Annotated in this window: 11 protein-coding genes; 4 read left to right on the top strand and 7 right to left on the bottom strand. The window is 61.2% G+C overall.

What is annotated here, in order from left to right; genetic code table 11:
* Positions 1-13: 13 nt before the first annotated feature.
* Positions 14-1,147 carry a TIGR03364 family FAD-dependent oxidoreductase gene (locus AEQ63_RS21960; protein WP_064364724.1) on the top strand — a complete coding sequence of 378 codons (1,134 nt, stop codon included), beginning with the start codon at positions 14-16 and terminating at the stop codon, positions 1,145-1,147.
* Positions 1,144-1,701, top strand: coding sequence for a phosphonate degradation HD-domain oxygenase (locus tag AEQ63_RS21965; protein WP_064364725.1), 558 nt, complete (start codon positions 1,144-1,146; stop codon positions 1,699-1,701). The genes AEQ63_RS21960 and AEQ63_RS21965 overlap by 4 nt, the downstream gene beginning before the upstream one ends.
* Before the next feature lie 162 nt (positions 1,702-1,863).
* Here the strand turns inward: AEQ63_RS21965 and AEQ63_RS21970 are convergent, their stop codons facing one another.
* The gene (locus AEQ63_RS21970) at positions 1,864-3,249 is read right to left on the bottom strand and encodes a GTPase/DUF3482 domain-containing protein (protein ID WP_064364726.1); all 1,386 of its coding nucleotides are present in this window, start codon (positions 3,247-3,249) and stop codon (positions 1,864-1,866) included.
* Positions 3,242-4,615: a DUF2868 domain-containing protein gene (locus AEQ63_RS21975; protein WP_064364727.1), complete on the bottom strand. Its 1,374-nt coding sequence runs from the start codon at positions 4,613-4,615 to the stop codon at positions 3,242-3,244. Before AEQ63_RS21975 ends, AEQ63_RS21970 begins: the two co-directional genes overlap by 8 nt.
* A gap of 85 nt (positions 4,616-4,700) precedes the next feature.
* Here AEQ63_RS21975 and AEQ63_RS21980 point away from each other — a divergent pair, with 85 nt between their 5' ends.
* Positions 4,701-5,213, top strand: a complete 513-nt coding sequence (locus tag AEQ63_RS21980) for a dihydrofolate reductase (protein WP_064364728.1) — start codon at positions 4,701-4,703, stop codon at positions 5,211-5,213.
* A gap of 90 nt (positions 5,214-5,303) precedes the next feature.
* On the opposite strand, the gene AEQ63_RS21985 is transcribed toward AEQ63_RS21980, so the two are convergent.
* The gene (locus AEQ63_RS21985) at positions 5,304-6,695 is read right to left on the bottom strand and encodes an L-cystine transporter (protein ID WP_064364729.1); all 1,392 of its coding nucleotides are present in this window, start codon (positions 6,693-6,695) and stop codon (positions 5,304-5,306) included.
* 239 nt (positions 6,696-6,934) lie between these two features.
* On the opposite strand from AEQ63_RS21985, the gene AEQ63_RS21990 reads away from it, so the two are divergent.
* Positions 6,935-7,990, top strand: a complete 1,056-nt coding sequence (locus tag AEQ63_RS21990) for a phosphorylcholine phosphatase (protein WP_064364730.1) — start codon at positions 6,935-6,937, stop codon at positions 7,988-7,990.
* A gap of 129 nt (positions 7,991-8,119) precedes the next feature.
* On the opposite strand, the gene ilvD is transcribed toward AEQ63_RS21990, so the two are convergent.
* The 4 genes from ilvD to AEQ63_RS22010 all read right to left on the bottom strand — a co-directional run bounded on the left by ilvD (position 8,120) and on the right by AEQ63_RS22010 (position 13,490).
* The gene (gene ilvD, locus AEQ63_RS21995; RefSeq protein WP_064364731.1) at positions 8,120-9,961 is read right to left on the bottom strand and encodes a dihydroxy-acid dehydratase; all 1,842 of its coding nucleotides are present in this window, start codon (positions 9,959-9,961) and stop codon (positions 8,120-8,122) included.
* A gap of 256 nt (positions 9,962-10,217) precedes the next feature.
* A complete protein-coding gene (locus AEQ63_RS22000) occupies positions 10,218-11,450 on the bottom strand; it encodes a multidrug effflux MFS transporter (protein ID WP_064364732.1) in 1,233 nt (410 codons plus the stop codon).
* Complete coding sequence (locus AEQ63_RS22005) at positions 11,443-12,420, bottom strand: diiron oxygenase (protein ID WP_042606539.1); 978 nt, start codon at positions 12,418-12,420, stop codon at positions 11,443-11,445. The genes AEQ63_RS22000 and AEQ63_RS22005 overlap by 8 nt, the downstream gene beginning before the upstream one ends.
* Positions 12,417-13,490: a SagB family peptide dehydrogenase gene (locus AEQ63_RS22010; RefSeq protein WP_064364733.1), complete on the bottom strand. Its 1,074-nt coding sequence runs from the start codon at positions 13,488-13,490 to the stop codon at positions 12,417-12,419. Before AEQ63_RS22010 ends, AEQ63_RS22005 begins: the two co-directional genes overlap by 4 nt.
* Positions 13,491-13,811 lie beyond the last annotated feature (321 nt).

Below are 13,811 nucleotides of genomic sequence, written 5' to 3' on the forward strand. Positions count from 1 at the left end.
CGGGATTGACTCTATGACACAACCCAAAGACCTGCTCATCGTCGGCGCCGGCATCCTCGGCCTGTCCCACGCCTACGCCGCTGCCAAACGCGGTCTCAAGGTCGCGGTATTCGAACGCACCGCTACGCCCCTCGGCGCTTCGGTGCGCAATTTCGGCCAGGCACTGGTCACCGGTCAGCCACCCGGCACCATGCTCGCACTGGCCAAGGCCAGCCGCGAAATCTGGGGTGACTGGGCGCAACTCGCCGGACTGCAGATCAAGCGCAACGGCTCCTATCTGTTCGCCCGCAGCGAAGCCGAAGAACACCTGCTCGAAGCGTTCTCCGCCGGGCGCGCGATCGAGCACGGCTACAACGTCGAACTGCTGCGCGGCGCGGCGTTGCGTGATCTGTATGGCGGCCAGTTCAGCCATCACCGCGCCGCACTGCACGGCATTGACGATCAACAGCTGTACTCGCGCGAAGCCATCCCGGCACTGATCGACTACCTGCGCCGCGACCTCGGCGTCGAGTTTCACTTTTCCCCCCTGGTGCGCGATGTCGAGCCGGGACATCTGCACAGCACCGCCGGCAGTTTTCCCGCGAAGCAGATCATCGTCTGCTCCGGCCATGATTATCAGACCCTGCTCGCCGAGCCGATTGCCGCGCTTGAGCCGCAAGTCTGCCGCTTGCAAATGCTCCGGGCCAAACCGCAGTTCGATTTCAATCTGCAACACGCCGTGCTCACTGGTCTGAGCTGCGTGCACTACGGCGCCTTCGCCGATTTGCCGGAAGCCGCGGCGGTGCAGGCACAGATCCTCCGTGAACAACCGCACCTGCACGCCAACGGCATTCACCTGCTGATCAGCCCGACACCCTATGGCGAACTGATCATTGGCGACTCACATCACTACGGCAGCGACGCTTCACCGTTCAGTGCCGAGCAGATTGACGACTGGATGCTGGAACTCGCCGAGCAGACCCTGGGCTGCCGGGTGCAAGTGGTCGAACGCTGGCAGGGCGTCTATGGCGCTCGCGGCCCCGGCCCGTTCTCGTTCCTGCGCCCGGCGCCGGGTTTGAGCGTGGCGCTGATGCACACCGGCGTCGGCATGAGCGTCGGCCCGGCGCTGGCCGAGCGCAACATTGCGCAGTTGCTGGAGGAGGCATGAATCACCAGCAGGTGGTGGCGCGGGTGTTTGGCCTGTATGAACGCTTCGGTGCCAGCGATTACATCGGCGAGCCGGTGTCGCAGCTCGAGCACATGTCCCAGGCCGCCGAGTTGGCGATGGCCGAGGGCTGTGATGATGAAGTGGTGTTCGCGGCGTTTTTCCATGACATCGGCCATCTATGTGCCGAAGGCGCGGACAACATGGGCGGTTATGGCGTGGTCAGCCATGAACGGCTCGGTGCGGATTATCTGCGTGAGGCGGGTTTCAGCGAGCGGCTGGCGCGGCTGGTGGAGTATCACGTGCAGGCCAAGCGTTATCTGACGTTGCGTGAGCCGGGGTATTACGCGCAGTTGAGTGAGGCGAGTCGCAGGACGCTTGAATATCAGGGCGGGGTGATGAGCGAGGCTGAGGCAGATGCGTTTGCGGCTGATCCGTTGTGTGCGCTGAGTCTGCGCATACGGCGCTGGGATGAGTTGGCGAAGGAGAGGGCGGTGCCGGTGATGGATCTGAGTGTGCTAAGGCGCAAGGCTGAGGTTTTGTTGTCGGCTGAATGATTGCAGCCCTCACCCCAACCCTCTCCCGGAGGGAGAGGGAGCTGATCTCCATGCTTTTCAAACCTGAGTTCGACTGGATATCTCAGGTCGGTGTATGACCCAAGAGCAACACAGTCGGCCCCCTCTCCCTCCGGGAGAGGGCTGGGGTGAGGGGGTAGCGATCTAAAGCTCAAGCACCCGATCAACCAACGCCTCAACCTGCTCCTGCCTTTCCCCCTGATTCAACTTCGCATGGGGATTCAACGATGACCACTGCGGATGCGCACGGGCCTTGCTCAAGGCTTCGGGCAGCTTGCCCTCGCGCCAGGTCTTATCCACAGGCGTGGCCACCTGAATGCTGTCCATCGCCGCATGTCCGCGCTGGTCCAGCGCCAACACCAACTGCCGCTGACGCAACGCCAACAAGCGCAGCACGGCGTCATCCACCGTCAATTCCCGCTGGCCTTTGAGCCTGCCGAGCAAACGACTGCCGTAACTGCGCGCGGTTTGCAGTGCGCCACCGGCAATCGCCCCGGCCAGTGCTGCTGCGCCGAGGGTAATGCCGCCGACCAACAAATCCACGCCAGCCCCGGCCGCCGCACCGGCAGCAATGCCGCCGCCGACGCGCACGCCAAGCTGCTTCAGGGTTTCCGGGTTGAACAGGTCATCACCCCAGCGCCCGTCGAGCAACGGCAAGTCACTGGCCGCCGCATCCTGCGGGCGAAACGCGTAGAGCTTGAGCAGCGCCTCGACACACTTTTGTTCGCGCTGGCGCACGGCTTTGCGCAATTCGCTGACCGCCTGCTGTTCCTGTTCAGGCTCGCTGACCACACTGCGCCGGCACGCCGCGCAATCGATCAGCAATTCGGCAATCAAGCGCGCGGCACTGTGTTGACGGGCTCGGCGATGGGCCTGTTGATCGGCGATCAACCGCTCCAATTGTGGTCGCGCATTTTCCAGCAGCAGGGCGAGGCTTTCATACAGTCGGCGTTCACCATCCTCGGGCGGTGCGACGCTGTCGAACCGTACCAGCGCATGCAGTCCCAGCCGCGCCAGTGCTTCGCGCCAATCAGGCTCGCGATGGTTGGCGCTGCTGACGAAATTCAGCACCGGCAGCAGCGGTTTGCCGCAACTGGCGAGCACTTCCAGCTCGTCGCGATATTTCGCCAGCACCGGTTCGCGGGCATCGATCACATACAGACCGGCGTCCGAGGCGAGCAATTGCCGCAGCACCTTGGCTTCCTGTTCAAAACGCTGGCGCGCCTCGCTGCCGTCGAGAAACCGCGCCAGCCGCGCCGGGCCGTCGAGGCGTTCGCCGGGACGTTCCAGACGTTCGAGAAAATCCAGCAGGGCGATGGCATCTTCCAGCCCTGGCGTATCGTACAGATCGAGCAACGGCTCGCCGTCCACCGACAAGCGCGCGCCTTCGACGTGCCGGGTGGTGCTCGGCCGGTGCGAGACTTCGCCGAAGCCGACATCGCGGGTCAGTGTGCGCAGCAGCGAGGTCTTGCCGACGTTGGTGTGGCCGACCACCGCGAGTTTCAACGGGGCTTTGCGTGCATCAGTCATGTCCGCTCTCCAGCCAGTTCATCGGCGCGCAATCGGCGAACGGCAGTTCCAGCTGTTGCAGCGCAGCGTGCCAGTCGCCCAGACGTTGCCCGTCCAGCGCTTCGCCGGGCGGCGCTTGCAGCAGCCAGATGCGGGTGGCGCCGGCATTGCGTGCCAGTTCGGCGATCAGCGCGAGGCTGCCGCGATCCGGCGAGCGTCGCGGATCGCAGGCGATCGCCAGCCGCGCCGGTGGGAAGCGACTGAGTTGCTCGAGCAGTTTGTGCCGCGATTCGCGACTGTCGAGGACGCCGGCATTGCTGACGTTTGTCGGCAGCGCCGGTGGCCATGGGCGCTGTTCGTCCAACTCGATCGCTACCAGCAGCGCGCCTTCACTGACGAGCTCGCCGACGTTGCTTTCGACGCGGTGCAGTTGCGCCGGCTCCGGGTCGTTGACGCCGAGACGTTCGCTGGTTGGCATCAACCGTTCGCGCAGTTGCGCGTAGCCGGGCAGGTTCAGGTCCAGGCGCAGCGCGGCTTTGCCGCTGTTCCAGCGCCAAAAACAGAACAGCGCGAGCAGCAGGCGTGGCAGCACGCCGTAGACCACCAGCACGCCGACCAGCCAGGTGGCCCAGGCCTGCCGGGCGCTTTCAAGATCGAGGGCGCCATCGCCGCTGGCGCGAATCATCTCCTGCGTGGGCACGTTGAAGCCCAGCAGCGACGGCAGATAGCCGAGGGCTTGGGTCACGTGGATAAAGGTGTCGGCGCCGAGGATCGTGGTTTCCCAGACAAAGCCGTAACGCCGGGTGGCCATCAGCGTCAGCAGCAAAATCAGCGCGCTGAGCATCGCCAGCAGCCACAAGCCATTGACCAAAGCGCCCAGCGCCCAGCGATTGAGTTTTTTGCGTTGCAGCAGCAACAGCAAGGCCGGCGCCAGTTGCGCGGCTTTGGCGTCGCGAGCGAATTTTTCACTCAGCCACAGCCACAAGTGCCCAAGGCTGGCGCCGTGTTCGCCAGCGAAGATCAACCCCAGCGCCCAGCTCAACAGCAGAAGCAGATTGATCCCGAGCAGACTGCCCAGCGCCCAGAACACATTCACTGGCGTCTGCCCGAGCGCGGCGAAAGCCAGACCGGCGCCGCTGAGCACGGCGAAAATCATCAACAGCACTAGCGCCAGGCGCGCGCCTTGCAGCCAATGCTTGAGGGCGGCAGTCAGTCCGTCACGCTCGGCCAGCCATAACGCCCGGCGCTGAATGCGGCTCGGCAGGTCGCCGCCAGCGGCGCGGGCCAGACGATTGGCTTCCAGATCATCCAGCGGCCCCGCGTGTTCTTCGCGCAGGCGGATGGTTTCGGTGAGCCAGAGGTTTTGCAGTGGAGTCAGTTCAGTCACGCGGCGTCCCGTCGCTAAATCGAGCGCTGAGCATAACCGCTGTGGCGCTTATCGGGGTAAGCGCGGCTCTGGTATCCTCGCCGCCATGACTAAATCACTCCCCCTCAGCCTGATCGCAGCCCTCGGTGAAAACCGCGTGATCGGCGTCGACAACAGCATGCCCTGGCACCTGCCGGGGGACTTCAAATACTTCAAGGCGACCACGCTCGGCAAGCCGATCATCATGGGCCGCAAGACCTGGGATTCGCTCGGTCGGCCGTTGCCTGGTCGCTTGAATATCGTGGTCAGCCGTCAGCCGGATCTGCAGCTCGAAGGCGCCGAGGTCTACCCGTCGCTGGAAGCCGCCGTGGCGCGCGCCGAGGAATGGGCGAAAGCCCAAGGCGTTGATGAACTGATGCTGATTGGCGGCGCGCAGTTGTACGCGCAAGGGCTGGCGCAGGCCGATCGTCTGTACCTGACCCGCGTGGCGCTGAGCCCGCAAGGGGATGCGTGGTTTCCGGAGTTTGATCTGAACGAGTGGAAGCTGGTGTCGAATGTGCCGAATCCGGCAGAGGGTGATAAACCCGCGTACAGCTTCGAAGTCTGGGAGAAAGCCTAAAAAGCATCGCGAGCAGGCTCACTCCTACAGGGGAACGCATTCCAAATGTAGGAGTGAGCCTGCTCGCGATAGCGGTCTGTCAGGCGCTACTTAAGCCTGGGCCAACTCTGCGTCCTCATCCGCATCCAGCAGCGCTTTATCCGTCTGCTGCATGACTTGGCTGGTAATCGCCCCAGCGGTGATCGAACCACTCACGTTCAACGCCGTGCGACCCATGTCGATCAACGGCTCGACCGAAATCAGCAATGCCACCAGTGACACCGGCAAGCCCATCGCCGGCAGCACGATCAGGGCGGCGAACGTCGCACCGCCACCAACCCCAGCGACACCGGCCGAACTCAACGTGACAATCGCCACCAGCGTCGCGATCCACAGCGGATCCAGCGGGTTGATGCCAACCGTTGGCGCGACCATCACCGCCAGCATCGCCGGATAGAGGCCGGCGCAACCGTTCTGGCCGATGGTTGCGCCGAACGATGCGGCGAAACTGGCGACCGACGACGGAATGCCCAGACGACGGGTCTGCGCTTCGATGCTCAGCGGAATGGTCGCGGCGCTGGAGCGGCTGGTGAAGGCGAACGTCAGCACCGGCCAGATCTTGCGGAAGAAGCGCAACGGGTTGATCCCGGCGGCCGAAACCAGCACGCCGTGCACCACGAACATCAGACCCAGGCCGATATACGAGACCACCACGAAACTGCCGAGTTTGATGATGTCCTGCAGGTTGGAACCGGCGACCACTTTGGTCATCAGCGCCAGCACACCGTACGGGGTCAGCTTCATCACCAGACGCACCAGACGCATCACCCAGGCTTGCAGGGTGTCGATGGCGTTGATCACTTTCTGACCTTTCTCGACGTCGTCCTTGAGCAGTTGCAGCGCAGCCACCCCGAGGAACGCGGCAAAAATCACCACACTGATGATCGAGGTCGGCTTGGCCCGGGCCAGGTCGGCGAACGGGTTCTGCGGGATGAACGACAGCAGCAACTGCGGCACATTCAGGTCGGCAACCTTGCCGGCGTAGTCGTTCTGAATGGTTTGCAGGCGCGCCATTTCCTGAGTGCCGGCGACCAGACCTTCAGCGGTGAGGCCGAACAGGTTGGTCAGGCCGATGCCGATCAGCGCCGCGATGGCGGTGGTGAACAGCAGCGTGCCGATGGTCAGGAAACTGATCTTGCCCAGCGACGAGGCGTTGTGCAGACGGGCCACGGCGCTGAGGATTGAAGCGAACACCAGCGGGATCACGATCATCTGCAGCAGCTGCACGTAGCCGTTGCCGACCAGATCGAACCAGCCGATCGAGGCTTTCAGTACCGGGTTGCCGGCACCGTAGATCGTGTGCAGGGCGACGCCGAACGCCACGCCGAGGACCAGTGCAAGCAGGACTTTTTTCGCCAGGCTCCAGGTCGTGTGGCGGGTTTGCGCCAGACCGAAGAGCAGGGCGAGGAACACCAGCAGGTTGAGAATCAGCGGTAGATTCATGAGGACTCCAGAAAAGACTGTGCCAACAGCCATCCGGGGCTGCTGCGAACCGGCAAGCCTAACAGCTTGATTTGCAATGATTTAATACCGAAATGGCAGGGTGTCCGTCGTTTTTGGAATAAGCGCGTGTCGCTGTCGGCAATGCAGCTGACGCGCAGGGGACGTACGCGGTCGCTGACAGGCCAGGGTTGTCACACTTATTTGTTAGCGTCGAACTCTTTGGATCGGGGAGTAGCGCTATGAGAATTGCACGCACGTTGTTGGCTGTGGCATTGGCGGCGGGCCTGACCGGTCAGGCTTACGCCACGGAGCTCAAGCATTGGCCGGCAGATCAGGCCAAGGTGCTCGACGCGATGATCGCCGCCAACGCCAACAAGGGTAACTACGCGGTGTTCGACATGGACAACACCAGTTACCGCTACGACCTCGAAGAGTCTTTGTTGCCGTTCATGGAAAACAAGGGCCTGATCACCCGCGACAAGCTCGACCCCTCGCTGAAACTGATGCCGTTCAAGGACACCGCCGAGCACAAGGAGAGTCTGTTCAGTTATTACTACCGGCTCTGTGAAGTCGACGACATGGTCTGCTACCCGTGGGTGGCGCAGGTGTTTTCCGGCTTCACCCTCAAGGAACTCAAGGGCTATGTCGACGAGTTGATGGCCTCGGGCAAACCGATGCCGGCGACGTATTACGAAGGCGATGCGGTGAAGCAGCTGGATGTCAATCCGCCGAAGATCTTCACCGGTCAGCAGGAGCTGTACAACAAGCTGATGGAGAATGGCATCGAGGTCTACGTGATGACCGCCGCCTCCGAGGAACTGGTGCGCATGGTCGCGGCGGATCCCAAGTACGGCTACAACGTCAAACCGCAGAACGTCATTGGCGTTTCACTGCTGCTCAAGGATCAGAAGACTGGCGAGCTGACCACCGCGCGCAAGCAGATCACCGCCGGCAAATATGACGAGAAGGCCAACCTCGGCCTCGAACTGACTCCGTACCTGTGGACTCCGGCAACCTGGATGGCCGGCAAGCACGCAGCGATCCTGACCTACATTGACGAGTGGAAAAAACCGGTACTGGTTGGCGGCGATACCCCGACCAGCGACGGTTACATGCTGTTCCATGATGTCGACGTGGCCAAGGGCGGCATCCACTTGTGGATCAACCGCAAGGACAAGTACATGACGCAGATCAACGGCATGATGGCCAAACACGCAGCGGCGCAGGCCAAGGAAGGATTGCCGGTGACGGCGGACAAGAACTGGGTGATCGTCAAACCTGAAGAAATTCAGTAAGCCACGATCACATGTAGGAGCTGCCGAAGGCTGCGATCTTTTGATCTTGTTTTTGATCGTTCCCACGCAGAGCGTGGGAACGATCAGCCCCGCACTTGGCGGGGCATTTTTTTGTACGACGGTTAAGGCTTACAGCCCATCCAGCATCGCTTTGTTACGCACAGCACCCTTGTCGGCACTGGTCGCCAGCAGGGCGTAGGCCTTGAGGGCGGTGGTCACTTTGCGTGGACGCACCTCTACCGGTTTCCAGCCTTTCTTGTCCTGCTCGGCGCGGCGTGCCGCCAGTTCTTCGTCGCTGACCAACAGGTTGATCGAGCGGTTCGGAATGTCGATCAGCACTTTGTCGCCATCCTGCACCAGACCGATCGCGCCACCGGCCGCAGCTTCTGGCGAAGCGTGACCAATGGACAGGCCGGACGTACCGCCGGAGAAACGGCCGTCGGTGAGCAGCGCACAGGCTTTGCCCAGGCCTTTGGATTTCAGATAGGAGGTCGGGTAAAGCATTTCCTGCATGCCCGGGCCGCCTTTCGGGCCTTCGTAGCGAATGATGACGATGTCGCCTTCCTTCACTTCGTCGGCGAGGATGCCACGCACGGCGCTGTCCTGGCTTTCGAAGATCTTCGCGTTGCCTTCGAAAACGTGGATCGACTCATCGACACCGGCGGTTTTCACCACGCAACCATCCTGCGCGATGTTGCCGTAGAGCACGGCGAGGCCGCCTTCTTTCGAATAGGCGTGCTCGAAGCTGCGGATGCAGCCGTTTTCACGGTCGTCATCCAGGGTTTCCCAGCGGGTCGACTGGCTGAATGCGGTCTGGGTCGGAATGCCCGCAGGACCTGCCTTGAAGAAGTGGTGCACGGCTTCGTCGCTGGTCTGGGTGATGTCCCACTTGGCAATGGCTTCTTCCATGCTGCGACTGTGCACGGTCGGCAGGTCGGTGTGCAGCAGCCCGCCACGGGCCAGCGAACCGAGGATGCTGAAAATGCCGCCGGCGCGGTGCACGTCTTCCATGTGGTATTTCTGGATGTTCGGCGCGACTTTGCACAGCTGCGGCACGCTGCGCGAGAGACGATCGATGTCGCGCAGGTCGAAATCGATCTCGGCCTCCTGGGCAGCAGCGAGCAAGTGCAGGATGGTGTTGGTCGAACCGCCCATGGCGATGTCGAGCATCATTGCGTTCTCGAACGCCTTGAAGTTGGCGATGTTGCGCGGCAGCACAGAGTCGTCGTTCTCGCCGTAGTAACGCTTGCACAGCTCGACGATGGTGCGCCCGGCCTGCAGGAACAGTTGTTCGCGGTCGCTGTGGGTGGCCAGGGTGGAACCGTTGCCCGGCAAGGCCAGGCCCAGTGCTTCGGTCAGGCAGTTCATCGAGTTGGCGGTGAACATGCCGGAGCACGAACCGCAGGTCGGGCAGGCGCTGCGCTCGTACTCGGCGACTTTCTCGTCAGAAGCGCTGGAGTCGGCGGCGATCACCATGGCGTCGACGAGGTCGAGACCGTGGGAGGCGAGTTTGGTCTTGCCGGCTTCCATCGGACCGCCGGAAACGAAGATCACCGGGATGTTCAGGCGCAGTGCGGCCATCAGCATGCCCGGGGTGATCTTGTCGCAGTTGGAAATGCACACGATGGCGTCAGCGCAGTGGGCGTTGACCATGTACTCGACGGAGTCGGCGATGATCTCGCGGCTCGGCAACGAATACAGCATGCCATCGTGGCCCATGGCGATGCCGTCATCGACGGCGATGGTGTTGAATTCCTTGGCCACGCCATCGGCGCGTTCGATCTCGCGGGCGACCAGTTGACCCAGGTCCTTCAGGTGCACGTGGCCCGGGACGAACTGGGTGAACGAGTTGGCGATGGCGATGATCGGCTTCTTGAAGTCGTCATCCTTCATCCCGGTGGCGCGCCACAGTGCGCGGGCGCCGGCCATGTTGCGGCCGTGGGTGGATGTTTTCGAGCGGTAATCTGGCATGGAGCACTCCGGGCGGCTAATCACGTACTAAAGGGGAGTGAGCTTCTGTTGACCTCTGAAACACCCGAAAAATGGCCGTGTGTCCGGAAGCTGCCGATGACGTTGCGGGATCGCCGCTGGTCTCAGCCTGAGCTCATAAACCCGCCGGGGATGAATGGCGATGAATGAGGCGATTCTACACCGCTGGCGTTCTGAGGGAATGGCGCAAAGCATTGTTCCCGTGCCCAAGGCGCTCGCTCAGTGACGACTGGCACGGTCAATGGTCGCCACCCGGCATTACCGGATCACTGCGCAGGTTGAGGGTGCGACGGCCAATCACGCTGTTGAGCAGCAGGGATATGCCGCTCAGCGCCACAAATCCGTAGCCCAGCGTCGCTTGCAGGTTGGTCGGGCCAAGGCTGATCAGGGCGCTGACCAGCCCGCCACAGATAAAGATGATGGTGCTGCCGGCAGACGCCGATGCGCCGGCGTTTTCGGTGAACAGGCTCATGGCCCGGGAGGTGGCCGGTGGCCGGGAAATGGTGGTGCCCGCCGTGCAGATCAGCATCGGAACAAGCACCGTCGCAGCTGACAGCTCATGGTTGGCGGCCAGGTAGAGCATCACCAGACCCGAAATCAGGATCAGACTCTGTCCGGTGAAAATCTGCTGTTGCGCATTGATAAGCCGGTTCAACACGCTGGCGAGCAAGCCGCCGAAGACATAGGAGGCGCCGTAAATCAGCAGGATCAAGGCGAAATCGTAGGGGGCCATTTGCAGCTGCTCCATGAAGATCAGCGGCGAAGTGACGATGAAGGAAAAGTGGCAAGCGAAAGCGAACGCGGAAATCAGCCAACAGCTGACAAATTCGAAATTGCCCAGGACGCGTTGGTAGGACTGGATGAAGCCCAGGCGGTTGGCATCATGAGGAGGACGGCTGTTATCGAGCAGTCGCCAGGTCTTGAGCAGAACCACGGCGGCCAAGGCGATGAACACCCAGAAGCTGCCGCGCCAGCCGAACGTCACTTGCAGAAACGTGCCCGCCAGCGGCGATACCGAAATGAAGATCCCCGTCGCGGTGACCATCAGGATTCGCAGGCGGTCACGCTCGTTCCCTGCAAACAGATCCTGCACCAGAGCCTGGGACAGCACGAAGCACCCGCATCCCAGTGCCTGCATCACCCGAAAAATCAGAAACAGCGTGTAGTCATTGCTCAGCACACAGCCGAGGGCGCCGAGCAGCGACACAGTCATGCCGGCGAGCAGCAGACCCTTGCGGCCGATCACGTCGGACAGCGGACCGATCAGCAGCTGGGCAAACGCAATGCCCACGGCGAACAGACTGATCGAGAGTGCAATGTCGCTCGGGGATCGATCAAAGTGTGCCGCCAGCGCCGGGAAGGACGGCAAGAGCACATCCAGCGGGAACACGCCGAGCAGGATCATTGCCAGCAACAGGCTGACGGCACCGCGCTGTTGGCGGCGGGTAACTACCCGGCTGTGTTTATCCATCGATCAATCCTGCCTTGGCGAACAGTGTCTGGTTGTGGGGCAGTGCAAAGAAACCGGCCTTGTGCAACGCCTCCAGTGTCGGTTTGCAGCCAGCGCGGGCACGGGCGCGGTTGGCCGGCACCGTCGCCATGCCGCCGACGATTTCCATCACGTCGCTGTCAGCGATACCGACTGAACGCAGGCTTTGTTGCAGCCAGCTTTCGTCGGCTTCGAAGAAAATCGAAATGATCTCCACCAGCGTCTTGCTGACGAACAGTCGCTGCCGACTGTTCATGGCGATCCAGAAGTAATGGAAGGCTTCAGCAAAATAACGACTGTGCCGGGCCTCGTCGGCGAGGTGATCGCGCAGCATGTCGTTCACGCTGGAAACCAGCGTGTCGCGACACACCTCCAGCAGCTCCCGGGCAATGATGGTTTCCGAGACGAATCCAAGAAGAAACCAGGCCAGTGCGCGGTTCTTCTCCGGTGCGCGCGCGATCAGGGCGTTCATGCGGGTGATGCGCCTGGGGATGACAGGGCGTCGGGTGATGTTGTAGAGCGCGGCGATCTGTTCGGCAATCTGGTTTGAGAACAGTGCGTGATAGCCCTCGTCGGTATATAGCTGCAGCGCCGCGTGCTTCATCGGCAGTGGTATGTAGATGGGCAGCTCCCGGTGCACGATGACTTCCACCGCACGGTTGACGATGCGATGTTCAAGCAGCGTGGTGTAATCGAGGAAATACACAAGGTGATTGGCGGTCAGGCGATGCAGCGTTTCGCGACCCTTGGCCTGGATGGCGGGATGCGCCAGATAGGGCAGGAAGGCCGGGGGAAACCAGTAGCGCGTTTGCAATTGCTGCTCGACATTCGCCGGCAGCCGGTAGTCATGAGTGCTGCTGCGAACCGACGCGCGGCTTTCCCAATCGGGAAGGGTAAATTTAAGCGACCATGACACCGGGGCTTCGCCCTCATCCAGCGCTGTTGAAATCATGACGGTACCCCGCACAGCAGATCGCGCATTTCCTGGCACATGGCCTGACCATCGCTTTCTCCGCACCCGACGAAGAACAAAGGCTGCTCGGCGCTGCCTTCGAGACCGAGCAGGGTTTCGACCCGGGCGTCGGCAAACGCTCCCGTCAGCCAGGTACTCAGCCCCAGTGTTGTCGCCACCAGTTGAAAGGTTTGCGAGAGATGACCCGCATCAATGAACGCCATGCGGTAGGCGCGCGAATGTTCGTACTTCCACCAGAGTCGATCGAATCGCGCGGTGATGAACAGGCCCAGCGGCAGGTTATTGATGAAATGCTGGCCGCCGAGCAATTGCCCCAGCTCTGGGTCGGGCAGCGGATTGACCCGGCTCAAGGCGTGCTCCGCAGGGTGATAGGCATAGATGCCGGGTTCGAGCCCGAAGACATTCTGTGCGAGAAGAAAGCCCTCACAGGCGTTCAGGCCGCCGCCTGACGGACTGCTCCGACGTTCGCCGAGGCCTGGCGCGACGGGGTCGTCGTGCGCGTTTTCCCGCGCGGGGAGATAGCCGAGGGTGAAATACAGAAGCGTGCCGACCTCGTCCAGGGTCACCGCAGCACCGGTATAGGATCGGCAGGTCTTCCGTTTCAGCAATGCCTGAGTCAGGCTGTCAGTGTTCACATCACACGGTGCAGGCAGGGCGATAAGCGCTGCTGCTGATTGCCGCGTTCTGGGATTGGCGGGTTCCGGGGTTGCCAATACTTCGCGGCAGTGCGCCAGGTATTGTCTTGACCACTCATGAATGTTTTGCGGCACATGTTCGCAAGGGATGTTTTGTGTGCCGATGTGAAAGATCTTCGATAGCTCATCCCAGCCCCAATTCGGACTGTCTATTTTTGCAATGGTTAGAATGCCCGCGTGCAGAAGTTGTATGTCTATTATGTTTTGCGGGTCATACAGATTCGGATTGTTTATAAGTTGGGCGAGGCGAGTGGAGTAGTCAAGATCAAGCTCGTGTTGAGTATGTGTCTTATAGTTCCATACAACCTGTCCGGGTGGGCGCGGCAATATAAATAGAAAAGGACTGATATACATTTATTCAATTCACTCAAGGGAAGTCTGAAGGACGCCGGAGTGCCGGCACTCTCCGGCGTCCAGACTTGCTTAGCGGGTTTTGGCTGCAACCAGGAAGGCCAGGTTGGCGAGTTTGTTTGTTTCCAGATAAATGGTTTTCATGATGTGAACTCCTTGTTCATAAGTAGTTGAAGTCGCCTCATGGCGACAACTTCATAATAGTTTGTAATCGAATATTGGCAAGGGGTTATTAAGTAGGAATATTCCAGTAATTCTGTCGGAGTGGTCTAGTGTTGGATATCTACCGTGTAGGTTAATTTTCCATAACTAACAGGCGTGGCG

This window comes from Pseudomonas sp. RIT-PI-o, from assembly GCF_001297215.1.
In the GTDB taxonomy this organism is placed as follows: domain Bacteria; phylum Pseudomonadota; class Gammaproteobacteria; order Pseudomonadales; family Pseudomonadaceae; genus Aquipseudomonas; species Aquipseudomonas moraviensis_A.

Excerpts from the sequence above, each read along its gene's own strand:
- AEQ63_RS22005 (WP_042606539.1), bottom strand. The coding sequence starts at position 12,420 with ATGATTTCAACAGCGCTGGATGAGGGCGAAGCCCCGGTGTCATGGTCG.
- ilvD (WP_064364731.1), bottom strand. The coding sequence starts at position 9,961 with ATGCCAGATTACCGCTCGAAAACATCCACCCACGGCCGCAACATGGCC.
- AEQ63_RS21980 (WP_064364728.1), top strand. The coding sequence starts at position 4,701 with ATGACTAAATCACTCCCCCTCAGCCTGATCGCAGCCCTCGGTGAAAAC.
- AEQ63_RS22000 (WP_064364732.1), bottom strand. The coding sequence starts at position 11,450 with ATGGATAAACACAGCCGGGTAGTTACCCGCCGCCAACAGCGCGGTGCC.
- AEQ63_RS22010 (WP_064364733.1), bottom strand. The coding sequence starts at position 13,490 with ATGTATATCAGTCCTTTTCTATTTATATTGCCGCGCCCACCCGGACAG.
- AEQ63_RS21970 (WP_064364726.1), bottom strand. The coding sequence starts at position 3,249 with ATGACTGATGCACGCAAAGCCCCGTTGAAACTCGCGGTGGTCGGCCAC.
- AEQ63_RS21960 (WP_064364724.1), top strand. The coding sequence starts at position 14 with ATGACACAACCCAAAGACCTGCTCATCGTCGGCGCCGGCATCCTCGGC.
- AEQ63_RS21990 (WP_064364730.1), top strand. The coding sequence starts at position 6,935 with ATGAGAATTGCACGCACGTTGTTGGCTGTGGCATTGGCGGCGGGCCTG.
- AEQ63_RS21985 (WP_064364729.1), bottom strand. The coding sequence starts at position 6,695 with ATGAATCTACCGCTGATTCTCAACCTGCTGGTGTTCCTCGCCCTGCTC.
- AEQ63_RS21965 (WP_064364725.1), top strand. The coding sequence starts at position 1,144 with ATGAATCACCAGCAGGTGGTGGCGCGGGTGTTTGGCCTGTATGAACGC.